The organism is Agrococcus jejuensis (assembly GCF_900099705.1).
Taxonomy (GTDB): domain Bacteria; phylum Actinomycetota; class Actinomycetes; order Actinomycetales; family Microbacteriaceae; genus Agrococcus; species Agrococcus jejuensis.
This window is the reverse complement of record NZ_LT629695.1, coordinates 1,572,085-1,595,641: the sequence shown is the minus strand read 5'-3', so window position 1 is coordinate 1,595,641 and position 23,557 is coordinate 1,572,085. Positions and strand designations below refer to the sequence as shown.

Below are 23,557 nucleotides of genomic sequence, written 5' to 3'. Positions count from 1 at the left end.
TGGAGGCATGATGCAGGAGTTCCGACTGCCGGATCCCGGCGAGGGCCTCACCGAGGCCGAGATCGTCGCGTGGAAGGTCGCGGTGGGCGACGAGGTCGCCGTCAACGACGTGATCCTCGAGATCGAGACCGCGAAGTCGCTCGTCGAGCTGCCGAGCCCCTTCGCGGGCCGCGTCGAGGCGCTGCTCGCCGAGCCCGGCGACACCGTCGAGGTGGGCTCGCCCATCATCCGCATCGCCGACGGTGCGGATGCGGCGCCCGAGCCCGTCGACCCGACGGCGGTCGAGACGAGCGAGGCCGTCGCCGACGTGCAGGCGACGATCACGCACGACGAGCCCGGCGCCGTGCTCGTCGGTTACGGCGTGCGCGGCGACGCGCAGACCCGCCGTCGCAAGCCCCGCACCGTCGAGCAGCCTCCCGTGCGCAACGAGCCCGCGCGCCCTGCATCCGTGCCCGCCGCATCCGCGGTGCCGACGATCGCGAAGCCGCCGATCCGCAAGCTCGCGCGCGACCTCGGCGTCGACCTCGTGTCGGTCGTCGGCACGGGCCTCGCAGGCGAGGTCACGCGCGACGACGTCGTGCGCGCCGCCGAGCAGCCGAGCGTCTTCAAGAACCTCGAGACGCCCGCCGCGTGGTCGGGCGACCGCGAGGAGCGCATCCCCGTGAAGGGCGTGCGCAAGGCGATCGCGCAGGCGATGGTCGACTCGGCGTACTCGGCGCCGCACGTGAGCGTGTTCGTCGACGTCGATGCGACGCGCACGATGGAGTTCGTCGCGCGCCTCAAGCAGTCGACGGACTTCGCGGGCGTCAAGGTGTCGCCGCTGCTCATCATGGCGCGCGCCGTGCTGTGGGCTGCGCGCCGCAACCCGAACGTGAACTCGACGTTCACGGGCGACGAGCTCGTCGTGCACCACTACGTGAACCTGGGCATCGCGGCGGCGACGCCGCGCGGCCTGCTGGTGCCGAACATCAAGGATGCGCAGGACATGAGCCTGCTCGAGCTCGCGAAGGCGCTCGAGCACCTCACGCTCACGGCCCGCGACGGGCGCACACAGCCCGCGGACCTCGCGCGCGGCACGATCACGATCACGAACATCGGCGTGTTCGGCATGGACACGGGCACGCCCATCCTCAACCCGGGCGAGACGGGCATCATCGCGCTCGGCACGATCAAGCAGAAGCCGTGGGTCGTCGACGGCGAGGTGCGCCCGCGCTTCGTGACGACGGTCGGCGGCTCGTTCGACCACCGTGCGATCGACGGCGACATCGTCTCGCGCTTCGTGGCAGACGTCGCGTCGATCCTCGAGGAGCCGGCGCTGCTGCTCGACTGACGGGTCTCGTCGTGGGGCGCGTCGAGCGCCCGATGCACGTGTGGCGTCCTGCTTGACTGGGGTGACGCCGATCCAGGGGAGCCGATGGCCGCCGACACCCTCACGCCCGCCGAGCGCTACCAGGAGCTCTTCCTCGCCGTGCAGGAGGGCGAGGTCTTCGACGACTCGAAGACCTTCGTCGACTGCGTGCCGCGCGACGATCCCGAGCAGATCCTGCGCGCCTACCGTCGCGAGCGGAACCGCGAGGGCTTCGACCTCGCCGTCTTCGTCGGCGAGCACTTCGACGAGCCGCGGCCGGCGCACAGCGGCTTCCACCCGCACGCATCCGACGACCTCGCGGCGCACATCGAGCGCCTGTGGGATCCGCTGACCCACCGCGCGTCGCCGAGGCTCATGGGATCGCTCATCGACGTGCCGACGCCGTACCCGGTGCCGGGCGGACGCTTCCGCGAGCTGTACTACTGGGACACCTACTTCTCGATGCTCGGGCTCGCTGCGAGCGGCCGGACCGAGTCGGTGCGCGACGCCGTGCAGGCGATCGCGTCGCTCATCGATCGCTACGGCCACATGCCCAACGGCAACCGGACGTACTACCTCAGCCGCTCGCAGCCGCCGATGCTCGCGTGCATGGTCGAGCTCGCCGAGGCGTGCGGGGCGCTCGACGGCAGGGACATGCTCCACGCGCTGCGACGCGAGCACGCGTACTGGGTCGACGGCGCCCACGCGCTGCGGCCCGGCGAGGCGCACCGCGCCTCGGTCGCGATGCCGGACGGCGCCGTGCTGCAGCGGTACTGGGACGACCACGACTCGCCGCGCGAGGAGTCGTACCGCGAGGACGTCGCGACCGCCTCCGCGTCCGACCGCCCAGCGCACGAGGTGTACCGGGACCTGCGCGCGGGCGCCGCGTCGGGCTGGGACTTCTCGTCGCGGTGGAACGACGTGCCGGACGACCTCTCGACCATCCGCACGACGCAGATCGTGCCCGTCGACCTCAACGCGCTGCTCGTCGTGCTCGAGCGGCTCGTCGCGAGGCTCAGCGAGGCGGATGGCGACCACGAGTCCGCCGAGCGCTTCGCCGCTGCGGCCGCCGATCGGTGCGCAGCGATCGACCGCTGGCTGTGGGACGACGAGGCAGGCGCCTACCTCGACCACGACCTGCGCACCGGTGCGTCGCGGCCGTCGATCGTGGGCGCGTGCGTCGTGCCGCTCTTCGCAGGCTGCGCGAGCGACGAGCAGGCGCGACGGACCGAGGAGGCCGTGCGCGCGAGGCTGCTGCGCGCGGGAGGCATCGGCACGAGCGAGCACGAGACGGGCGACCAGTGGGACCGGCCGAACGGCTGGGCGCCGCTGCAGTGGCTCGCGATCGAGGGGTTCCGTCGCCACCACCTGCCGTTGGGCGACGAGATCGCCGAGCGGTGGCTCGCGACGATGCAGGGCGTGTTCGATCGTGAGCACAAGCTGATCGAGAAGTACGAGATCGACGGCGACGACGGCATCGGGGGCGGCGGCGAGTACGAGCTGCAGGACGGCTTCGGCTGGTCGAACGGCGTGACGGCGGCGCTGCTCGCCGAGCGGGCGTCGTCGCGGTGAGCGACGCGGCCGAGCGCGCGTCGACGTCGCGTCGCGTCGTGCACCACCGCTTCGGCGGCCCCGACGTGCTCGAGATCGAGGTCGTGCCGGTGCCGGTGCCCACGCACGACGAGGTGCTCGTGCGCATCGAGGCGGCCGGCGTGAACCCGGTCGACTGGAAGATCTTCGGCGGCGGCCCGATGTTCGAGCCGTACGACCGGCACCTGCCGTCGGGCACGGGCTACGACTTCGCCGGCACGATCGTGGAGGTCGGCGCAGACGTCGACCAGGCGTGGCGCGTGGGGGATCGCGTGCTCGGCGGGCTGCGCTTCCACGCGATGGCCGACCACCTCGTCACGGCTCCCGGCGGGCTCGTGCGCGTGCCCGACGGGCTCGAGGTCATCGTGGCCGGTGCGCTGAACGTCGTGGGACGCACGGCGTTCGCTGCCGTGCGCGCCGTCGACGTCGCGCCCGGCGACACCGTGCTCGTGAGCGGCGCGGCGGGCGGCGTGGGCGTGCTGGCAGCCCAGCTCGCGAGGCGCACGGGTGCCCGCGTGCTCGGCACCGCGAGCCCGAGGAACCACCGGCTGCTGCGTCGGCTCGGCATCGAGCCGATCGCGTACGGCGACGGCCTCGTCGAGCGCGTGCGCGCGGCGGCACCCGAGGGCGCGACGGCCGCGGTGGATGCCGTGGGGCACGGCACGGTCGCCGCAGCCCTGGCGCTCGGCGTCGCCCGCCACCGCATCGACACCGTCGCCGACCCTCCTGCGGTCGCGGCGCACGGCGTGCTCGGCGTCGGCGGCGCCGCCGCAGGCGCCGTGGAGCTCGCGCAGGTCGCGGCGCTGCTCGCGGCAGGCGAGCTCGAGCTGCCGATCGACTCGGTCCACGCGCTCGGCGACGTGCAGGCGGCGTACCGGCGGTCGATGACGGGCCACGCCGTCGGCAAGATCGTGGTCGATCCGACCCTGGACTCTCCGCTGCGCTGACCGCCGCAGCGGCCTTCCCCGCCCGACCATCCGCGCTGCCATGGACGACTTGCACACACTTGCATATACTGGGCTAGACAACCCACGTCCAGCACAGCGAGGTGCCGAAGTGACCGAAGCCGACGTCCGCACGCCCGCGCGCAGCGCGCATCCCGACCTCGAGCTCGCGGCGGCCCGCGCCCGCCGCAACGTGCTGCGCATGTTCGAGTCGACGCCCGCCGGCCACCTCGGCGGCGCGATGTCGGCCATCGACATCGTCACGGCGCTCTACGGCCGCGTGCTGCGCATCGATCCCGCGAACCCGCTCGACCCGGCGCGCGACCGCTTCCTGCTGTCCGCCGGCCACAAGGCCATGTGCCAGTACGCCGTGCTCGCCGACCGCGGCTTCTTCGACGCATCCATCCTCGACACCTACGGCCGCCTCGACACCCCGCTCGGCGGCCACCCCGACATGCACAAGCTCACGGGCGTCGAGGCGAACACGGGCGCGCTGGGCCACGGCCTCGCGATCGCGGCCGGCATCGCGATGGGCGCGCGGATGCAGGGGCTGCCGACGCGCGTGTGGACGCTGCTCGGCGACGGCGAGCTGCCCGAGGGGTCGAACTGGGAGGCTGCGGCGATCGCGGCGCACCACGGGCTCGACGGGCTCACGGCGATCGTCGACGTCAACGGCATGCAGATCTCGGGCACGACGGCCGAGGTCATGGACATGGAGCCGATCGTCGACAAGCTCGTCGCGTTCGGCTGGGAGGTGCAGGAGGTCGACGGGCACGACCTCGACGAGCTCGTCCCCGCGCTCGCGGCGCGCTCGGATCGGCCGCGCGCCGTCGTCGCCCACACGATCAAGGGTCTCGGCGTGCGCTCGGTGCAGGGCACGGTCGCCGCCCACTACTGGAAGCCGAAGCCCGACGAGCTCGCAGCGGCGGTCGCCGATGCCGACGCCGACGTCGCGTCCCTCTCGGAGGTGCTCGCATGACCACGCTGCACGACCCCAGGACCACGTTCGGCGCCGCGGTGACCGCGCTCGCCGAGCGCGACGAGCGCGTCGTCGTGCTCTCGGCCGACAGCGGCAAGAGCTCGGGCTTCGGCGACTTCCGCGCCCGGCATCCCGAGCGCTACGTCGAGACCGGCATCGCCGAGCACGGCGCGACGGGCGTCGCCGCCGGCCTCGCCACGACGGGCCTCAAGCCCGTGTTCTGCGCCATCGCGGCGTTCGTGACGTGCCGCGCGTTCGAGGCGTTCCGCAACGACGTCGGCTACATGCGGCAGGACGTCAAGGTCGTGGGCCGCAACGGCGGCTTCACGTACTCGGACCTCGGCCCCACGCACCACTCGCTCGAGGACTACGCGATCATCGGCGCCATCCCGGGCGTCGTGGTGCTCGCGCCGCTCGACGCGGGCCAGATCGTGGATGCATCGGTCGCGATGCTCGAGCACGAGGGGCCGGTCTACATGCGCATCGGCGCGAGCCCGCTCGGCGACCTCGTGCCGCGCGGCTCCTTCGAGATCGGCCGTGCGTACCCGCTGCGCAGCGGGAACGCGATGACGGTCGTGACGACGGGCTACATCGCCGCGGAGGTCGTGGCGGCGGTGGATGCGCTGCGTGCCGAGGGCATCGAGATCGACCTCATCGGCATGCCCACGGTGTCGCCGATCGACGCTGCTGCGGTGCTCGAGAGCGTGCGCCGCACGGGCCGCGTCGTGACCATCGAGGAGCACTACCCGACGGGTGGGCTCGGCGCGCGCGTCGCCGAGGTCGTGGCCGCGGAGGCCGCCGGCCGCGTCGACATCGTGGCCGTGCCGCACGTGCACATCGGCTACGGGCCCTACGCCGAGCTGCTGGCTAAGCACGGCCTCGACGCCGCGAGCCTCACGACGCGCCTGCGCGCCCTGCACGAGGCGGTGTCACCCAGCACTTGACGCATCGAGTAGCACACCGCTAGCGTCGCAAGGCTGCGCACCGTGCGCAGCTGCAACACGGCATTCGCCCCGAGAGGGATCCGACCATGGTCACGAGGACGCTGTCCTTGGATGCGGCCCAGCGCTACCAGCGCTTCGGTCGACCTGAGTCGACCCCTCCGGCGCCGGACGCCGAGCGATAGCACCCATCGCTCCACGCCCCGCACCGAGAGGTCCGGGGCTTCCTTGCACATCCACGTGATGCGGCGAGCGGTCCCGAACCGCTTCGCACGAACGCCGCACATCACGAGGAAACCAAGGAACCATGGAGAAGCTCACGAACCGCCTGCTGTCGTGGGCGAGCCTCATCGAGGAGAACACCCTCGACCAGGCCCGCACCGCGTCGAGCATGCCGTTCATCTACCCGCACCTGGCGCTCATGCCGGACGCGCACCTCGGCAGGGGTGCCACGGTCGGATCCGTCATCCCGACGCTCGGGGCCATCGTGCCCGCGGCCGTCGGCGTCGACATCGGCTGCGGCATGATCGCCGTGCGCACCCAGCTCGTGCGCGACGACCTCGCCGGTCGCGACCTCGCGGAGCTGCGTTCGCAGATCGAGCGCAGCATCCCGCTGTCGGCCGGCCACGACAACCGCACGATCCGGCACACGGCCGAGCCGCGGATCGCGGAGCTCGAGGCGCTCGCCGAGCAGGCGGGCTTCGACCCGGCGTCGTACGCGGGCAGGTGGCGTGAGCAGCTCGGGTCGCTCGGCAGCGGCAACCACTTCATCGAGGTCTCGGTCGACGAGACCGACAGGGTGTGGATGTTCCTGCATTCGGGCTCGAGGGGCGTCGGCAACAAGATCGCCCAGCACCACATCAAGGTCGCCCAGCGGCTCGCGAAGCAGTGGTGGATCGACCTGCCCGAGCCCGACCTCGCGTACCTCGTCGAGGGCACGCCGGAGTTCACGAGGTACATCCGCGAGCTGCGGTGGGCGCAGCGGTTCGCGCTGCTCAACCGCGAGGAGATGATGGACCGCGTCGCCGACCAGCTCGGGCGGTGGATGGGGGTGCCGATCGACGAGCTCGAGCGGATCAACTGCCACCACAACTTCACCGAGTCGGAGCAGCACTTCGGCAAGCGCGTGTGGGTGTCGAGGAAGGGCGCCATCCAGGCGGACGCCGGACGGATGGGGCTCATCCCGGGCTCGATGGGCACGGCGTCGTACGTCGTCGAGGGCCTCGGCAACCCGCTGTCGCTGCACTCGGCGCCGCACGGTGCCGGGCGCACGCGGTCGAGGGCGGCGGCGAGGCGCGAGTTCACTCGCGAGCAGCTGCAGGAGGCGATGGTCGGCATCGAGTACCGCGACACCGACGCGTTCATCGACGAGATCCCGCAGGCGTACAAGCCGATCGACCAGGTCATGGCCGACGCGGCGGACCTCGTGCGGGTGCGGCACACGCTGCGCCAGCTCGTGAACGTGAAGGGCGACTGACGCTCAACCCTCCGACGGGGCATCGTCGGGCTCGTGGATGCGAGCCCGGCGGCGCCCCGTCGCTACGCTCGCTGCAGGAGGTCGATGCGATGACGCGGGCCGAGGACTTCGTGGAGCGCTACGTCGAGGCGTGGCTCACCGAGGACGACGACGTCGTGCGCGCCGCGTTCGCGCCCGACGCGATCTACCGCGGCTACCCCTCCGACGACGAGCCGGCGATCGGCATCGACGCGATCGTGCGCATGTGGCACGAGGAGGCGGATGCGCCGGGGTCGTGGACGTTCGACTGGCACATCGTGGCCGAGGAGGGCGACGTCGCGGTGATCCAGGGCGTCACGTCGTACGCCGAGGGCTCGACGTACGACAACCTCTGGGTCGTGCGGCTGGATGCGTTCGGCCGCGCCTGCGACTTCACCGAGTGGTACGTCCGCCGCGACTGACGAGTTGAGGTTTTCGGCCCGATGTGACCTCGCATCGGGCCGAAAACCTCAACTCTGGGGGGGTGACGCGGAGGGTGGCCGCCTGCGACGCCGCCGACACGACCGAGCCGACGATCGACGGGTAGCGGGCGCCGTACTTCGCTCGGTAGGCGGCGTCGACCGCATCCTGGTCCGACTCGCCGGCCGGCGCGAACGCGACGTCCCTCGTCACGCCGCCCGCCGACACCCGGCCCGCGCCGCGGCGCGCGGCACGGCGGTACCAGCCGTTCTCGACGCCGTACGCCGACCGCACGAACAGCGCCCCGCCGGCGGCCACCATCCAGATCGTGACGTCGGGGCTCAGCGACCCGTCGGGTCGGCGCGACGCGATCTCGAGCTCGTCGACGGCGTCGATCCTGCGCAGCTCGGCGGCATCCCATGCTTCGGTCATGCCGTCGACGATGCCGTTCCGCTGGCAGCGCATCCAGGCCCTGGCATGCCCCCGCTAGCGTGGGGAGGGTGAGCGACGACGCCCCCCGCTGGAATCCCGAGACCTTCGAGCTGCACCGCCCCTACACGGCGGCGCCCGACCGCTACGCGGTCGACCGATACCGACAGGTCGGCACGTCCGGCCTCTACCTGCCCGCGATCTCGCTGGGCCTGTGGTGGAACTTCGGCGACAACATCCCGTTCGACGACCAGCGCGCGCTGCTGCGGCACGCGTTCGACCGCGGCATCACGCACTTCGACCTGGCCAACAACTACGGCCCGCCTCCCGGCACCGCCGAGACGAACTTCGGCCGCATGCTGCGCGAGGACCTCGGCCGCTACCGCGACGAGCTCATCATCTCGTCGAAGGCCGGCTACCCCATGTGGCCCGGCCCGTACGGATCGTGGGGCTCGCGCAAGTACATCCTCGCGAGCGCCGAGCAGTCGCTGACCCGCATGGGCATCGACTACGTCGACGTGTTCTACTCGCACCGCGCCGACCCCGTGACGCCGCTCGAGGAGACCATCGGCGCGCTCGACACGCTCGTGCGCCAGGGCAAGGCGCTCTACGTGGGCATCTCGTCGTACTCGGCCGAGCGCACGGCCGAGGCGCACGCGATCGCCGAGCGTCTCGGCACGCCGCTCGTCATCCACCAGCCGGCCTACTCGATGCTGAACCGCTGGGTCGAGGACGGGCTCACGGATGCGCTGCGCTCGGCGGGCATGGGCGCGATCGCGTTCACGCCGCTCGCGCAGGGCCTGCTCACCGGCAAGTACCTCGGCGACGGCACGGCCGAGCGGCGCATGCAGCGCGGCTCGCTGTCGTCGAAGCCGCTGCCCGACGAGACCGTCGCGATCCTCAACGCGGTGAACGACGTCGCGCGGGAGCGCGGCCAGTCGCTCGCGCAGCTCGCGCTGCAGTGGGTGCTGCGCGACGACGTCGTGACGTCGGCGCTCATCGGCGCCTCGCGGCCCGAGCAGATCGACGAGAATCTCGCGGCACTCGACGCGCCCGCGCTCACGGCCGACGAGCTCGCGCGCATCGACGCGGCCGTCGAGGGCGTCGACGTGGGCCTCAAGGCCTGGCAGGAGTCGGCGAACCGCTAGCCGCCGCCGCAGCGCATCCAGTCGACCCGCAGCCGCCTCGCACGAGGCGCTGCGGGTCGACCTGCATGCTGGGCGCGTCGACCACGGGAGGTTCGCGTGCGCTGGGTGTCGCTCGCCGTGCAGGTGCTGTTCGCCATCACGCTCGTGCTGGGTGCGGTGGTGCTCGCCGCGTGGTGGTCGGCGCTCTCGGGCGACGCGAACGCCCTGTTCGTGCAGGTGCCTGCGTGGCTGCTCACGGGGATGCCGTTCGGCTACGCCGCCGCGGCCCTCCTCGCGCTCGCGGACGCGATCCAGGCCGCGATCCGCGGCGACGTGCGCAGCCTCGCTCGCGGCGCCGTGCTCGCGAAGGTCTCGGCCATCCCGTTCTTCCTCGTGAACTTCGCGGGCGCGGTGCTCATCGCGGTCGTGGCGCTCGTGCGCGGCGGCCCGCTCGTCGCCGTCGTCGTGCCGGTGATGGTCGCCGGCACCTTCTGCATCATGCTCACGACGTCGGTCTACGGCGTCGCCGCGCTCATCCGCCTCCGGCGCGATCGCGCGATCGGCCACGGCTTCCTCTGGCCGCATCTCGTGCTGCACGTGCTCTTCGTGCTCGACGTCGTGAGCTCGATCGTCGTGGCGATGCGCATCCGCAGGCTCGTGCGGGCGGAGCGCCCGGTCGATCCGACGGTGCCTGCCGAGCCCGTGTCGTTGCCGGTGCCGTTGCCGAGCGGGCTGCCGGGGGCCCGATGATCCGCTGGGCGATGGTGGTCGTGCTGCTGCTGGGCGCGGCGCTGATGGCGCCCGGCTTCATCGGCCTCCGTGCGATCTACGACGACCCCTCGCCCATCGTCTCGACGCTGTTCACGGTGCTCCCCGTCGCCTACCTCGTCGTCTCGATCGCCGTGATCGTCGACGCCGTGCGACGCATGCAGCGGGGCACGACGCGCACGCTCGTGCAGGCCATCGTGGCCGTGAAGGCCGCGGGCGTCGTCTTCCTGTGCCTCGCCGCCGGCTTCTCGGTGCTGGTGGCGACCACCATGTTCCATCTGCACCCGCCCACCGGCATCCTCGTGACCATCGGCCTCGTCGTCCTGCTGACGGTGCTCATGGTGCCGACGTCGCTCTACGGCATCGCGGGCGTCGTGCGACTGCGCCGCCTCGGCGCCGTCGGCGGCGGCCTCGCCGCGGTGCTCGCGCTCATGCACCTCGTGCTCGTCACCGACCTCGTCGCGTCGATCATCGTCGCCCGCATGCTGCACGTCGCGCCGTCCGCGCCGCAGCCGGACCCGCGGCAGGAGTGGGAGGCGTTCCAGCGCCTGCAGCAGCGCCCCGAGTGACCGGCCGCATGCAGCATCCCCTCGCGCAGCGCAACCGGCAGCACCCGCGCGCCGGGATGCCTAGGCTCGGATGCGGGGCACGGAGGAGAGCGAAGGCATGCACGCGGACGACACCGAGCATCCGCTCGCGCCCGGAGCCCTGCTCGCGGGCCGCTACCGGGTCGGCGAGCGCATCGGCTCGGGCGGCACGGCGAGCGTGCACCGCGGCCGCGACGAGCTGCTGGGCCGCGACGTCGCGTTGAAGGCGGTCACGCACGGCGCATCCGACCCCGCCGCGCACGAGCGCGAGCGCACCGAGGTCGAGCTGCTGGCCCGGCTGAGCCATCGCGCGCTCGTCACGGTCTTCGACGCCGTGTCGGCACGCGTCGACGGCCACGACTCGATCGTCGTCGTCATGGAGCTCGTCGACGGGCCGACGCTCTCGCAGCGCCGTGCCGAGGGGCCGATCGCCGACGCCGAGCTGCTGCGCATGGCGCGCGACCTGGCCGAGGCGCTCGCGGTCGTGCACGCCGCGGGCATCGTGCACCGCGACGTGAAGCCGTCGAACATCCTGCTCGCGCCGTCGCCGCTCGCCGAGCACGACTTCGACGCGCGCCTCGCGGACTTCGGCATCGCGGCCGTCGACGGCGGCGGCGAGCTCACGGCCACGGGTGCCGTGCTCGGCACCGCCGCCTACCTGAGCCCCGAGCAGGCGACCGGCGGCACCGTCGGGCCAGCCGCCGACGTCTACGCTCTGGGCCTCGTGCTGCTCGAGACCATCACGGGCGAGCGGGAGTTCGCCGGTCCCGCGATCGAGGCGCTCACGGCACGCATGCTGCGCGATCCCGTCATGCCGCCGGCGCTCGACGAGCGGTGGGCGTGGCTGCTGCGCGGCATGACGGCCCGCGAGCCCGCCGAGCGTCCGACGACCGACGAGGTGCGCGAGCTGCTCGCCGCGCTCGACGGCGTGCCCGTGCAGCTGGCGGCGCCGGTGGAGTCGGACGTCGCGACGACCGCCGTGCCGCTCGCGGACCAGGTCGAGGATGCCGACAGCGGCGCCCGTACCGCGCTGCTGCCCGCCGTCGGTGCGGCCGCCCTCGACTCCGACACGGCACCGGTGGCCGTCGGCGCGGCATCCGACGCCGACGCCGAGCATCTGCCCGCGCGTCGCCGTCGCCGCATCGCCGTGCTCGCCACGGTCGGCGTCGTGCTCGTGGCGGGTGCCGTCAGTGCCGGGGCGCTCGCGATCCAGGGACTCGGGCAGCAGGATGCGTCGCCGTCGGCTCCCGCCGACGAGGCCGACCGCACGACGCCGAGCCCCACGCCGTCGCCGAGCGCGTCTCCGTCACCCTCGCCGACCACGTCGCCGTCGCCGTCGGCGACCCCGTCCGCGACGCCGACGCCCACGACCACGGCGCCCCAGCCGCAGCCGTCGACGCCCGCCACGACGACGCCGGCCGAACCGGCGCCCACGACCACGCCGCCGACCGACCCCGAGCCGACCACGACGCCGACTGACCCCGCGCCGTCGGAGTCGCCCGCGCCGACGGAGACGACGCCCGCCGACCCTGCACCCTCGCCCTCCCCGTAGCCGCGCATCCAGTCCACCTGCAGCCGCGTCGTCGATGCTCGTGACGACGGAGGGGGTCGCATGATCCGGTGGACGATGGCCGCGTGGCTGCTGGTCGGCGGGGTCGGCATGCTCGTCTACGCGTTCATGATGACGAACGTGCTGCCGATCGCGCCGGGCGCCGACGTGGGCTGGGACGTGCTCTTCTTCATCTGGCTCGGCTGGTTCGTGCTCTACCTGGCGATCTCGGTCGCGGCGATCGTCGATGCGGTGCGCACGGCACGGCGCCGCGACGTGGCGCGCCTCGCGACCGGCATGGTCGCGGTGAAGCTGTCGTCGATCCTCTTCTTCGTGCTGAACTTCCTGTCGGCGGCCACCTTCAGCGCGATCCTGCTGTTCTTCGGCCCCGCCGCCCTCGTCAGCGCCGCGGTGCTCTCGACCGTCACGTACGTGATCATGGTGCCGACGTCGGCCTACGGCGTCGCGGCGCTCATCCGCATGCGTCGCGATCGCGTCATCGGCGCCGGGTTCTTCTGGACGCTGCTGCCGCTGCACTTCGTGTTCGTCGTCGACATCGTGGCGTCGCTCGTCGTGGCGCACCGCATCCGCCGCCTGCGCAGGACCCCGATGCCCGCGCCCGACCCGCGGGAGTGGGCCGCGTTCGCCCAGCTGCAGCAGCGCCAGCCGTAGCCGGGGTCCAGCAGGGCCACCCTCGGCGGGAAGCGACGAGCGGACCCGCGCGTTCGACCACTCGCACGGGTACCGTGCAAGCACGGGCGGATGCGGCGAGAGGGTGCGGGCATGGCGCGAGGGGCTGGATGGGCGCAGGCCGTCATCGACAGGCTGCGGACGGAGTCGGGCAGCGCGCTGCTGCTCGTGGCGGTGTCGCTCGTGGCGCTCGCCTGGGCCAACTCGCCGTGGTCGCAGGCGTACGTCGACCTGTGGCACACGCACGCGGCGGTGACGATCGGCGACTTCGCGATCGACCTGAGCCTGCACCACTGGGTCAACGACGGCCTCATGGTGATCTTCTTCTTCCTCATCGGCCTCGAGGTGCGCGAGGAGCTCGCCGTCGGGTCGCTGCGGCAGCGCAGCCGCGCGCTCGTGCCGCTCGTCGCCGGACTCGTGGGCGTCGCCCTGCCGGCGATCATCTACCTCGCGATCGCCGGCCGTGAGGCGCCTGCCGGCTGGGGCGTCGTCATCGGCACCGACACGGCGTTCCTGCTCGGCGCGCTCGCGCTCGTCGGCCCGCGCATGTCGAGCCAGCTGCGCGTCTTCCTGCTCACGCTCACGGTCGTCGACGACTTCCTCGCCGTCGCGATCATCGGCGTCTTCTACACCGACGACGTGCAGCTCATGCCGCTCGGCATCGCGCTCGCGGCCCTCGTCATCCTGTACCTGCTCGGCAAGGCGCGGCAGTGGCGCTCGAGCCCGTACGTCGCCGTCATCGTCGTGCTGTGGGCGGCGACGCTGCTGTCGGGCATCCACCCGTCGCTCGCGGGCATGGCCGCCGGCCTGCTCGTGCCGGCGGCGGCGACGGAGCGCAGCGACGTGCTCGCCGCGAAGTACCTGTTCCGCGACTACTGGCAGTCGCCGGATGCGGGCGTCGCGCGCCTCGTGCAGCGCGGGCTCGCCAGGTCCATCTCGGTGAATCAGCGCCTCCATGAGGTGCTGCGCGGCCCGGTCTCGCTCGTGATCGTGCCGATCTTCGCGCTCGCGAACGCGGGCGTCGACCTGCGCGGCGGCGTGCTGGGCGAGGCGCTCACGAGCCCCGTGACGTGGGGCGTCGTCGCGGGCCTCACGCTCGGCAAGTTCCTGGGCATCGGCCTCGGCGCGTGGGGCGCGGTGCGCGCGGGCCTCGGCAGGCTGCCGGATGGCGTCGGTCCTGGCTCGGTCGCGGGCGGCGCCGCGCTGTCGGGCATCGGGTTCACGATGTCGCTGCTCATCATCTCCCTCGCCTTCGATGGGCCGACGGCCGACGCCGCGACCGTGGGCGTGCTCATCGCGCTCGTGCTGTCGTGGGCGCTCGGCTGGCTCACGTTCCGCGTCGCCCGCACGCGCCTCGGCGAGACCGAGGCGGACCTGCCGTCGACGCTCGAGCCCGAGGTCGACCCCGACAGGGACCACGTGCGCGGGCCAGAGGATGCCGTGCTGACGGTCGTCGAGTACCTCGACTTCGAGTGCCCGTTCTGCGCTCGCGCCACGGGCATGTGGACCGACCTCAAGCAGCACTTCGACGGCCGCATCCGCTACGTCGTGCGGCACCTGCCGCTCGACGACGTGCACCCGCACGCGCGCGGCGCGGCGATCGCGGCGGAGGCTGCGGCGCGCCAGGACCGGTTCTGGGAGATGCACGACGTGCTGTTCGCGAACCAGTCGGCGCTCGAGGCCGCGGATCTGCGTCGCTACGCCGAGCAGATCGGTCTCGACCTCGACCGCTACGACGAGGACATCCTCGACGAGGCCCTCGCGAAGCGGGTGAGGAAGCACGCGCAGTCGGCGCACGAGTCGGGCGCGCGCGGCACGCCCACGTTCTTCCTCAACGGCACCCGCCACCGCGGCCCGCACGACGCGCGCACGATGATCGCGGCGCTCGAGGCGTGGGAGCCGACGGTGGAGCGGCGTCGGTCGTAGGGGTCGGCTCGGCGAGCGCTCCCAACCAGCTGGTCGAGGAGCGCGCGAGCCCCTGGGCGAGCCCGCGTCACGAGACCACGTGACCGCCGCTCCTGCCCCGCCATGCGCATGGTCGCGCCGAGCGGGCACGTCGCGTGGTCTCGTGACGGCTGCAGCCTTCGGCTGCGGCCTCCTCGACCAGCTGGTGGGGGACGCGTACCGTCTCCCCATGGGCCTCCTCACCCCGCTCGCCGTGCGGATCGGCGCGCTGCCGTGGATGCCGCGCCTGCTTCCCGCGATCGTGCGGGTCGACGGCGCGCTGCTGCGGATGACGCGCGGCCGCCGTGGCGTGCTCGACGTCGCCGGCCTCCCCAACCTCACCCTGCGCGTCGCCGGCCGACGCTCTGGCGTCGTGCGCGCGACGCCGCTGCTCGCGGTGCCGCACGACGGCGGCTTCCTGATCGCGGGCTCGTACTTCGGCGCCGAGGCGATGCCCGCGTGGGTCGCGAACCTGCGCGCCGTCGAGGCCGCGGGCGCGCACGCCGAGGTCGTGTGGCGGGGCGCGACCCTCGTGGTCGCCCCGCGCGAGCTGCACGAGGCCGAGCGCGCCGCCGCGTGGCAGCGCCTGCTGGGCGTGTGGCCGAACTTCGCCGTCTACGAACGGCGGACGTCGCGGCGCATCCCCGTCATCCATCTCGCCGTCGAAGGTTGAGCCGTGTGACGTCGCCGCGTGCGGCGTCGCGGCGCCGGTGCGAGCGTGGGCGCATGGTGGCCGACTGTCCGACGCATCCGTTCGACCTGCGCACGCGCGCGACGCTCGCGCGGCCGTCGAGCCGCAAGTGGAGCCTGCACGAGGGCACGATCGGCGCGTGGGTCGCCGAGATGGACTTCGGCACCGCACCCGTCGTGCAGGAGGCGTTGCAGCGGGCGATCGCCGACGAGGTGCTCGGCTACCTCGCGCCGTCGGTCGCGGCCGACATGGGCGAGGCGACGGCGGCGTGGATGCGCGCGCGGCACGGCTGGACGGTCGAGCCCGAGCGCGTGCATCCGGTGTCCGACGTCATGGCGGCGCTGCGCGTCGCGGTCGAGGAGTACTCGCCGGCCGGCTCGGCCGTCATCGTGCCGACGCCGGCCTACATGCCCTTCCTCACGTACCTGCCGACGCTCGGGCGCGAGGTCGTGGAGGTGCCGGGCGTCGTCGTCGACGGTCGCTGGCAGCACGACCTCGACGCGATCGACGCGGCGTTCGCCGAGGGCGCGGGCACGCTCGTGCTCTGCAACCCGCACAACCCGACGGGCACCGTGCTGGCGCGCGACGAGCTGCTGGCGATCGCCGCCGTCGTCGAGCGCCACGGCGGCCGCGTCTTCGCCGACGAGATCCACGCCGACGTGCGCTTCGGCGACGCACTGCACGTGCCGTACGCGTCGGTGTCGGATGCGGCGGCGAGCCACGCGATCACGGGCACGAGCGCGTCGAAGGCGTTCAACGTGCCCGGCCTCAAGGCGGCGCAGCTCATCACGTCGAACGCCGCCGACGAGCAGCGGTACGGACGCTTCGGCTTCTCGGTCGTGCACGGGGCATCGACGCTGGGCGTCGTCGCCGCGACGGCCGCGTACGCGGGCGGCGGCGACTGGCTCGACGGCACCATCGACTACCTCGACGCGAACCGCCTGGCGCTCGCCGACCTCGTCGCCGAGCACCTGCCGGGCGTCGCCCACCGCTCGCCCGAGGCGACCTACCTGGCGTGGCTCGACGCATCCGCCCTGGGTCTCGGCGACCCGGCGACGTTCTTCCGCGAGGGCGCGGGAGTCGCCCTCACCGACGGCGCCCTGTGCGGCGCGGGTGCCGAGGGCCACGTGCGGCTCGTGTTCGCGACGCCGCGGCCGATCCTCGAGGAGGCGATCGTCGCGATGGGCGAGGCGCTCGCGACCCGCTGACCGTCACACGTCGCGCTCGACCGGCAGCCTGCCGGCCGCGACCGCGGTCTCGAGCGTCGCGTGGTCGGCCTCCGTCACGTCGGCGTACGACCGAGCCCAGTCGGCGAGCGCCTCGGGCATGCGGTCGGATCGGCCGAGGTACGCGGATGCGGCATGCGCCTGGGGTGACTGCGCGTGCGCGCGGGCGAGCATGCGGGCGCAGAGCGCGCCGTACTGGCCGAGCTGCGACGGCGACAGGTCGTCGAGCTCGACGGAGCCCTTCATGTCGCGGAACTGCCGCCAGTAGTAGTCGACGCGAGGTCGCCCAGGGAGGTCGCCCGCCCATCCCTCGATCCAGCCGAGGAACGGATCCGACTGCGCCTGCAGCACCCGCTGCGCGCACACGACGCGATGCCCCTCGCTGCGCACGCCCGCCTGCGGGTACGCGGTGTCGGCGTCGGCCATGCCGCCGTGGCTCACGAGCACCGAGCGGCCCGCCTCCTTCGCCTGCAGGAACAGCGGCTCGCCGCCGGGGCCGACGAGCAGCAGCACGTAGCAGCGGGTGCCGACGCTGCCGACGCCGACGACGCGCAGCACGACGTCGACGAGCGTGAACTGCGACAGCAGCAGGCGGGCGTCCTCGCGCAGCGTCGCGCGGTAGTCGGCGAAGAGCACGTCGAGCTCGTCGAGGGTCGCGTGGTCCATGTGGCGCGTGATGGGCGGCTCGTCGAGGATGCGCAGGGCGCCGTCGGCATCGCGCGTCGTGATGCGCTCGAGCACGCGGTCGGCGGTGCGGCGCCTGGCCTTGCGAGCGACCTCGCGCGTGAGGCGCCGCGACGCCTTGTCGTCGACCAGCGCCTCCACCGCCTCGGCGTCGACGCGCAGGAAGTACCGCTCGAGCGCCGTCAGCTCCGCCATCTCGGCGAGCGCATCCCGGTAGCCGGTCGTCGTGCGCAGCACGGCCTCCCGGCTCTGCTCCTCGGTGAGACCGGCGTCGCGGCCGGCGACGTGCACGCTCGCCGCGAGCCGCTTGACGTCCCACTCCCACGGCGCGACGCCGCCCTCGTCGAAGTCGTCGAGGTCGAACAGCAGCGCCCGCTCGGGGCTCGCGGAGAGGCCGAAGTTCGACAGGTGCGCGTCGCCGCACGCCACGACGTGCTGCGTCGTCGACGGTCCGTGCGCCAGGTCGGCGGCCATCTGCGCGGCCGAGCCGCGGAAGAGCGCGAACGGCGACTGCAGCATGCGTCCGACGCGCACGGCCACGAGGTCCTGCAGGCGCGTGGCGTGCTGGTCGACGAGCACGCGCTCGGGATCGCGGTCGGCTGCGAGCGGCAGCGCGGCGTGCTCGGAGCGGGCGAGCGCGTCGCGGGCCGCCCGGCCCTGCGCGCGAAGGTCGGCGACGGTCGACGGCATGCTCGGCCTCCAGCGGGGTCGGGTGCGACCGATCCTGCCACGGGCCGTCCGCGTGCCGTGGGCATCGCCCATCCTCCACGGGGACGCGCCATCCTCCGGCCCTCGAGGAGCGGTCTGGGGAGCCTGCGACGTCAGCGGGACTCAGTCGGCCAGCTGCAGCGCCCGCAGGCGCGCGAGCTCCGCGTGCACGAGCGGCAGCGCCGACGCGCCCTCGCCGGCGGCGGAGGCGACGCGCTTCATCGAGCCGGCGCGCACGTCGCCGACGGCGAAGATGCCGCGCACCGTCGTCTCGAGGCTCGCGGGCGGCAGGCCGTCGACCCACGTGTCCTTCGGCACGTCGCGCCCCGTGAGCACGAAGCCGTGGCCGTCGCACGCGATGCCGTCGGGCAGCCAGCCGCACGCGGGCTCGGCGCCGAGCATGCAGCACAGGCCGTCGGCGGGCAGCGTCTCGCGCTCGCCCGTGTCGAGGTCCTCGAGCGTCAGGCGCTCGAGGTGCGCATCCCCGCCGCCGTCGACGACGCGCGTGCGGCACCGCACGTGCACGGTCGGCGTGGCCGAGATCTCGCGGATGAGGTAGTCGGACATCGTCTCCGACAGGTCGCCGCGGCGCGCGACGAGCGTGACCGAGCGGGCGAACTTCGCGAGGTGCACCGCCGCCTGCCCCGCCGAGTTGCCTGCGCCGACCACGAAGACGTCGCGGTCCTGCATCTCGCGCGCCATCGTCGTCGCCGAGCCGTACGTGACGCCGTTGCCGACGTGCTCGTCGACGCCCGAGACGCCGAGGCGGCGGTACTGCACGCCCGTCGCGAGGATGACGGTGCGCGCGCACATCTGCGCGCCGTCGACGAAGACGTGGTGGTGCTCGGGCTCGTTGTCGGGCCCGCGCTCGATGCGGATCGCCTCGCGGCCCGTGTAGAACCGGGCGCCGAACCGCGACGCCTGGATGCGCGAGCGCTGCGCGAGCCGCATGCCGGAGATGCCGCGCGGGAAGCCGAGGTAGTTGCGGATCATCGACGACGATCCCGCCTGCCCGCCGATCGCATCCCCTTCGAGCACGATGGTCGAGAGGCCCTCGGATGCGGCGTAGACGGCGGCCGCGAGGCCGGCGGGGCCCGCGCCCACGACGACGACGTCGGCGACCTCGCCGTCGGGGATCGCGTCGAAGCCGCCGTACATCGCCTCGCTCACCTTCGCGGGCGTCGCATCCTGCAGCACCTGCCCCGTGAACGAGCGCACGAGCGGGAAGACGGGGTCGGGGCCGGCGAGCACGAGCATCTCGAGCGCCTCGGGGTCGTCGGGCGCGAGCGTGCGGTTGGGCATGCCGAGGCGGTCGAGCAGGTCTCGGATCGCGCCGACGCGGCGGTCGCCCGGCTCGGCGATGATGTCGGCCGACGACACGACGGGCCCGGCGACGGACCATCCCCACTCCGAGAGCAGCTCGGTGAGCGCGATGTGGAACTCCTCGTCGCGCTTGCCGCGCGGCACGCCGACGAACGTGTCGATGTCGCGGCGCAGCATCGCGAGCCGCATCTCCTCGATCGCGTCGACGTACTCGCCGGGCACGAGCAGCGTCACGCGGCGCGCGGCCGGGGCGAGGGGCTGCGTGGCGCGCAGCAGCTCGAGGCCGGATGCGTCGGGCAGGGTGCGCTCGGCGCCGAGCATCGCGATCTGCGTGCCTGCGTCGAGCAGCTCGGCGAGGCGCGCGAGCGTCGCGGCCGCGTCTGGCAGCACCTCGATGCGGTAGTCGCGGTCGTATCGGGCGCGGAACTCGCGCTCGATCGACTCGGCGGCGTTGGAGGCGGCGAGGAGGATCGCCGGGCGCGTGTCCATGCGGCTCAGGATAGGCGGGTCCGGTGTCCGCCGCTTCGTTGGGTCGCTCCGACTTCTCACCGCAGCGGTAGAAATCGTTCCATTAGGAACTCCGCCACTCCTTCGGCCACTTCGTGATAGCCACTCAGAGTTGCACCGTTCAGTCCTCCATAGGCTCCGCCGTGTGCCAACTTATGTCTCGCTCCAACCAAGTTGCCGAGTGTTTGACGTCGTTCATCCACCTTCAAGTAGTCGATGAACTCAAGTCGCCAGTCGTCGTCGAAGGCGCCGATCCAAGTCTCCAACTTCGATGGATTCATGTTCGGCAATCGCGAAACTTGCCTCTTACCGAAGCGGAGCACTCGATGACTCGAGTGCTCCTCGAGGTAACCGTTCAGGACATGCTCGACGGTCTTCTCGACGAATCCACTGAGTCGGATCACTGCGAGTCGCTGCAGATGGCCGCGGACGACGAGATCGTTCTGCTCGTCGGCAACAAGCACCAAGTCCTCAATCTCACGCAGATGCTTACGGACCTCCGCTCGGCGATCGACGTAACGTTCTGGCTTTGCCACGATCAGGCGAACGCCGCGCGTGCGAGGCTCAGGCGAGTCTCAACTGAGTCCTCGTTCGCCGTCGCTCGAGTCACCGCGTCCATGTAGTCGATATCTTCCAGGAGTGCTTGGTAGGCATCGCTCACGTCTTCCGGTGTTAGTGCGTCACCGCCGCCATGCGCGCGGTCCATGACCCCGACGAAAACGGAGTCCAGAATCGCTGCATTCACTTGAGTGCCCAGCCGGAAGGCTCGCTTACCAAGTGCGGCACTGATCACAGCTGCCGATGACCGGAACGCATCGGCGATCATTGTTAGATCGAGTTCGGCGCTGTTTCGATGGCGGCCAAGGAAGTCATTCAAGAACGTCTTCAATGGTGCGGAGTACTCGTCCGAGGAAGTCCACAAGGCAATAACTCGCAGGATCAGTTCCTGATCCTTCAGTCGATCGCTGCGCTTGCCGTAGAGCAGGCGCCAGCACTCGTCGTTGTTGAGGCTCCTGATCATCTCGACGGTTTCGCCACCGTACAGCGCAACTCGAATCTCGTGAGGTTGCAAATTGGTGCCGCCTGAGTTCAGACGCTCGAAGATCTGGTAGACGCTTTCGTATTCATCCACCTCTTGGGGGGCCCGGATGATGATCGACTGGATGAAGGTGTCATCGAGTCCGCGACGCACGTCGTCGGGCAGCGTGTCGTAGGTGAGGCCCTTGAAAGCGTCCTCGACGCCTTCAAGCTTGAACGACCCGGCGTAGAACGCTGCGAGTGTCGTCAGCCGCTGCTGTCCGTCGAGGACGAGGTACTTCTTCCCCGGCTGCTCTACGAGAAAAATCCCTGGCACGGGGAAGCCAAGGAGCAAGGACTCGATGAATCGATCCTTCTGAGCCTTCCTCCAAACTCTTCCCCGCTGAAATCCCTGAGCGTTAGGATCTGGAAGCTGCACGCTCGGATCGAAGGACGGGACGACGATGGCTCGATCGTTGAACCGACGGACGAGCCCGTGCACGTCGAACTCAGTGCCGAAGTAGGACACAGGGAGGACCGAGGGTGTCACTGCATCGGTCTCATCGACATCGTCGATCTCGATCTCGATCTCGATGTCGTCGGTTGGCGTCGTCATGTGGCAACTGTATGTCGCCTGTCCTGATCCGTCCGAGATTGCGTTTTGACAACGGTTCTCATTCGCGAGTAGCGTCGCATCCATGCCCCGCACCCTCACGCGCATCGCGCTGCCCGCGGCCCTCGCCGCATCCGTCATCGCCCTCGCCGGCTGCTCGACTTCGGCTGATGCCGGCGCCGACGACGGCACGCTGCAGGTCGTCGCCACGACGACCCAGATGGGCGACGTCGTGCGCGAGATCGTTGGTGACGACGCCGAGGTGACGCAGCTGCTGCAGCCCGGCCAGTCGGCCCACTCGTACGACCCGACGCCCGAGGCGCTCACGGCCCTCGCGACCGCCGACGTGCTCGTGATCAACGGCGCCGGCCTCGAGGAGTGGCTCGACGACACGATCGAGGCCTCGGGCTTCGACGGCGAGCTCGTGGATGCGTCGGCCGACGTGCACCTGCACGAGGGCGAGGGCCACGACCACGATCACGGCGACGAGGAGCACGCGGACGAGGAACACGCCGACGAGTCGGCCGAGGCCTCCGAGCCCGCCGCCTCCGCGCCGGCCGACGCCGACGCGGAGGCCGAGGAGGGTCACGACGACCACGACCACGGCGGCACCGACCCGCACGTGTGGAGCGACCCGCACCAGGTCGTGCACATGGCCGAGACGATCGGCGCGGCCCTCGCCGCGGCCGACACGGCCAACGCCGACGCGATCGAGGCGTCGACGGCCGACTACGTCGCGCAGCTCGAGGCGCTCGACGAGTGGGTGCACGCATCCATCGAGCAGGTGCCGGCCGACCAGCGCCTCCTCGTGACGAACCACGACACGTTCTCGTACCTCGCCGAGGCGACCGGCATGACGGTCGTCGGCTCGGTCATGCCCGCGTTCGACGACAACGCCGAGCCGAGCGCCGCCGACATCGACGCGCTCGTCGCGGCCATCCGAGAGTCCGGCGTGCGCGCCGTGTTCTCGGAGACGAGCATCGACCCGCAGATCGCCGAGACCATCGCGTCGGAGGCCGGCGTCGAGGTGTACTCGGGCGAGGATGCGCTGTACGCCGACTCGCTCGGTGCCGCGGGCACGCCCGGCGCGACGTACGTGGGCAGCGTCATCCACAACGTGACCCTCATCGTCGAGTCGTGGGGCGTCGAGCCCCTGCCCGTGCCGGATAGCCTCACCGAGTGAGCATCGTCCGCATCGACCGCGCGTCCTTCCGCAGGGGAGGGCGCACGGTGCTGTCCGGCGTGACCTTCGCGGTCGAGCCGGGCGAGGCCGTCGCGCTCGTCGGACCGAACGGCGCGGGCAAGTCGACGCTGCTCGACGGCCTGCTGGGGCTCGTGCCGCACGACGCCGATCGCTTCGACGTGCCGACGGGCGCAGGCGCCATCGGTATGCTGCCGCAGTCGACGACGACGGATGCGGCGTTCCCGATCTCGCTCGAGCAGGTCGTGATGCAGGGCCGCACCGCGCGCCTCGGCCTCCGCTGGCCGGGCCGTGCCGACCGGGATGCCGTGGCGCAGGCGCTCGAGACCGTGCGGCTGACGGCGCAGCGCAAGGCGCGGTTCGGCGACCTCTCGGGCGGCCAGCAGCGTCGTGGGCTCCTCGCGCGAGCGATCGCGGGAGAGCCGGCGCTGCTGCTGCTCGACGAGCCGTTCAACGGCCTCGACGCCGCGAGCCGCCAGTCGCTGCTCGACGCGATCGAGCGACTCAAGGCAGCGGGCGTGGGCCTCGTCGTGACGACCCACGACCTCGAGCTCGCCCGCGCGGTGTGCGAGCGCACGCTGCTCATCGACCGTGAGCAGATCGCGTTCGACGACACCGCGTGCGTGCTCACGCTCGAGCAGGTGCGCAAGGCGTTCGAGCACCACGCCGTCGAGATCGACGGCCACACGCTCGCGACCGCCGAGCACCACGCGACCGAGCACGGCCACGCCGAGCACCGCGAGCACGACGACGTGCACGAGCACGACCACCGCTGA

22 protein-coding genes are annotated in these 23,557 nt (G+C 72.1%); 17 read left to right on the top strand and 5 right to left on the bottom strand.

The features are described 5' to 3' along the window. Nucleotides 1-7: 7 nt before the first annotated feature. The 7 genes from BLQ67_RS07490 (at nt 8) to BLQ67_RS07460 (ending at nt 7,719) form a co-directional block, all read left to right on the top strand. A complete protein-coding gene (locus BLQ67_RS07490) occupies nt 8-1,330 on the top strand; it encodes a dihydrolipoamide acetyltransferase family protein (RefSeq protein WP_407922487.1) in 1,323 nt (440 codons plus the stop codon). 84 nt (nt 1,331-1,414) lie between these two features. After that, nucleotides 1,415-2,920: an alpha,alpha-trehalase TreF gene (treF, locus tag BLQ67_RS07485; RefSeq protein WP_092503853.1), complete on the top strand. Its 1,506-nt coding sequence runs from the start codon at nt 1,415-1,417 to the stop codon at nt 2,918-2,920. Further along, entirely contained in the window at nt 2,917-3,885 is a 969-nt protein-coding gene (locus BLQ67_RS07480) for an NADP-dependent oxidoreductase (protein WP_197674642.1), read from the top strand. Before treF ends, BLQ67_RS07480 begins: the two co-directional genes overlap by 4 nt. 109 nt (nt 3,886-3,994) lie before the next feature. Then, nucleotides 3,995-4,861, top strand: a complete 867-nt coding sequence (locus tag BLQ67_RS07475; protein ID WP_231945198.1) for a transketolase — start codon at nt 3,995-3,997, stop codon at nt 4,859-4,861. After that, nucleotides 4,858-5,805 carry a transketolase family protein gene (locus tag BLQ67_RS07470; protein ID WP_092503849.1) on the top strand — a complete coding sequence of 316 codons (948 nt, stop codon included), beginning with the start codon at nt 4,858-4,860 and terminating at the stop codon, nt 5,803-5,805. Before BLQ67_RS07475 ends, BLQ67_RS07470 begins: the two co-directional genes overlap by 4 nt. A gap of 304 nt (nt 5,806-6,109) precedes the next feature. Beyond that, a complete protein-coding gene (locus tag BLQ67_RS07465; protein ID WP_092503847.1) occupies nt 6,110-7,279 on the top strand; it encodes an RtcB family protein in 1,170 nt (389 codons plus the stop codon). Between the two features lie 89 nt (nt 7,280-7,368). After that, nucleotides 7,369-7,719 (top strand): nuclear transport factor 2 family protein, encoded by a 351-nt coding sequence (locus BLQ67_RS07460; protein WP_092503845.1) that lies wholly within the window; start codon nt 7,369-7,371, stop codon nt 7,717-7,719. Here BLQ67_RS07460 and BLQ67_RS07455 read toward each other — a convergent pair. Next, complete coding sequence (locus BLQ67_RS07455; protein ID WP_092503843.1) at nt 7,691-8,149, bottom strand: DUF2255 family protein; 459 nt, start codon at nt 8,147-8,149, stop codon at nt 7,691-7,693. The genes BLQ67_RS07460 and BLQ67_RS07455 overlap by 29 nt on opposite strands. A gap of 68 nt (nt 8,150-8,217) precedes the next feature. On the opposite strand from BLQ67_RS07455, the gene mgrA reads away from it, so the two are divergent. The 8 genes from mgrA to BLQ67_RS07415 all read left to right on the top strand — a co-directional run bounded on the left by mgrA (nt 8,218) and on the right by BLQ67_RS07415 (nt 16,710). After that, complete coding sequence (gene mgrA, locus BLQ67_RS07450) at nt 8,218-9,294, top strand: L-glyceraldehyde 3-phosphate reductase (protein ID WP_231945197.1); 1,077 nt, start codon at nt 8,218-8,220, stop codon at nt 9,292-9,294. 96 nt (nt 9,295-9,390) lie between these two features. After that, entirely contained in the window at nt 9,391-10,023 is a 633-nt protein-coding gene (locus BLQ67_RS07445) for a DUF6652 family protein (protein WP_092503839.1), read from the top strand. Nucleotides 10,024-10,034: 11 nt separating this feature from the next. Beyond that, nucleotides 10,035-10,610 carry a hypothetical protein gene (locus tag BLQ67_RS07440; protein ID WP_092503837.1) on the top strand — a complete coding sequence of 192 codons (576 nt, stop codon included), beginning with the start codon at nt 10,035-10,037 and terminating at the stop codon, nt 10,608-10,610. Nucleotides 10,611-10,707: 97 nt separating this feature from the next. Further along, nucleotides 10,708-12,180 (top strand): serine/threonine-protein kinase, encoded by a 1,473-nt coding sequence (locus BLQ67_RS07435; protein WP_172802269.1) that lies wholly within the window; start codon nt 10,708-10,710, stop codon nt 12,178-12,180. A gap of 60 nt (nt 12,181-12,240) precedes the next feature. Next, nucleotides 12,241-12,849 (top strand): hypothetical protein, encoded by a 609-nt coding sequence (locus BLQ67_RS07430; protein WP_157674716.1) that lies wholly within the window; start codon nt 12,241-12,243, stop codon nt 12,847-12,849. Between the two features lie 111 nt (nt 12,850-12,960). After that, entirely contained in the window at nt 12,961-14,793 is a 1,833-nt protein-coding gene (gene nhaA, locus BLQ67_RS07425; RefSeq protein ID WP_197674641.1) for a Na+/H+ antiporter NhaA, read from the top strand. A 208-nt stretch (nt 14,794-15,001) separates the two neighbouring features. Further along, nucleotides 15,002-15,484 (top strand): nitroreductase family deazaflavin-dependent oxidoreductase, encoded by a 483-nt coding sequence (locus BLQ67_RS07420; RefSeq protein WP_092503830.1) that lies wholly within the window; start codon nt 15,002-15,004, stop codon nt 15,482-15,484. Nucleotides 15,485-15,537: 53 nt separating this feature from the next. Next, on the top strand, nt 15,538-16,710 hold the full coding sequence (locus tag BLQ67_RS07415) for a MalY/PatB family protein (RefSeq protein ID WP_092503828.1): 1,173 nt from the start codon (nt 15,538-15,540) through the stop codon (nt 16,708-16,710). A gap of 3 nt (nt 16,711-16,713) precedes the next feature. Here BLQ67_RS07415 and BLQ67_RS07410 read toward each other — a convergent pair whose 3' ends face one another. The 4 genes from BLQ67_RS07410 to BLQ67_RS07400 form a co-directional block, all read right to left on the bottom strand. Further along, nucleotides 16,714-18,102: a DUF2252 domain-containing protein gene (locus BLQ67_RS07410; protein ID WP_092503826.1), complete on the bottom strand. Its 1,389-nt coding sequence runs from the start codon at nt 18,100-18,102 to the stop codon at nt 16,714-16,716. Nucleotides 18,103-18,243: 141 nt separating this feature from the next. Next, on the bottom strand, nt 18,244-19,932 hold the full coding sequence (locus tag BLQ67_RS07405) for an FAD-dependent oxidoreductase (RefSeq protein WP_092503824.1): 1,689 nt from the start codon (nt 19,930-19,932) through the stop codon (nt 18,244-18,246). Nucleotides 19,933-19,988: 56 nt separating this feature from the next. Beyond that, nucleotides 19,989-20,486: a HEPN domain-containing protein gene (locus BLQ67_RS16360; protein ID WP_157674715.1), complete on the bottom strand. Its 498-nt coding sequence runs from the start codon at nt 20,484-20,486 to the stop codon at nt 19,989-19,991. Nucleotides 20,487-20,488: 2 nt separating this feature from the next. Beyond that, nucleotides 20,489-21,583 carry a DUF262 domain-containing protein gene (locus BLQ67_RS07400; protein WP_157674714.1) on the bottom strand — a complete coding sequence of 365 codons (1,095 nt, stop codon included), beginning with the start codon at nt 21,581-21,583 and terminating at the stop codon, nt 20,489-20,491. A gap of 82 nt (nt 21,584-21,665) precedes the next feature. On the opposite strand from BLQ67_RS07400, the gene BLQ67_RS07395 reads away from it, so the two are divergent. Then, nucleotides 21,666-22,763: a metal ABC transporter substrate-binding protein gene (locus BLQ67_RS07395; protein ID WP_092503820.1), complete on the top strand. Its 1,098-nt coding sequence runs from the start codon at nt 21,666-21,668 to the stop codon at nt 22,761-22,763. After that, nucleotides 22,760-23,557, top strand: coding sequence for a metal ABC transporter ATP-binding protein (locus tag BLQ67_RS07390; RefSeq protein WP_092503818.1), 798 nt, complete (start codon nt 22,760-22,762; stop codon nt 23,555-23,557). The genes BLQ67_RS07395 and BLQ67_RS07390 overlap by 4 nt, the downstream gene beginning before the upstream one ends.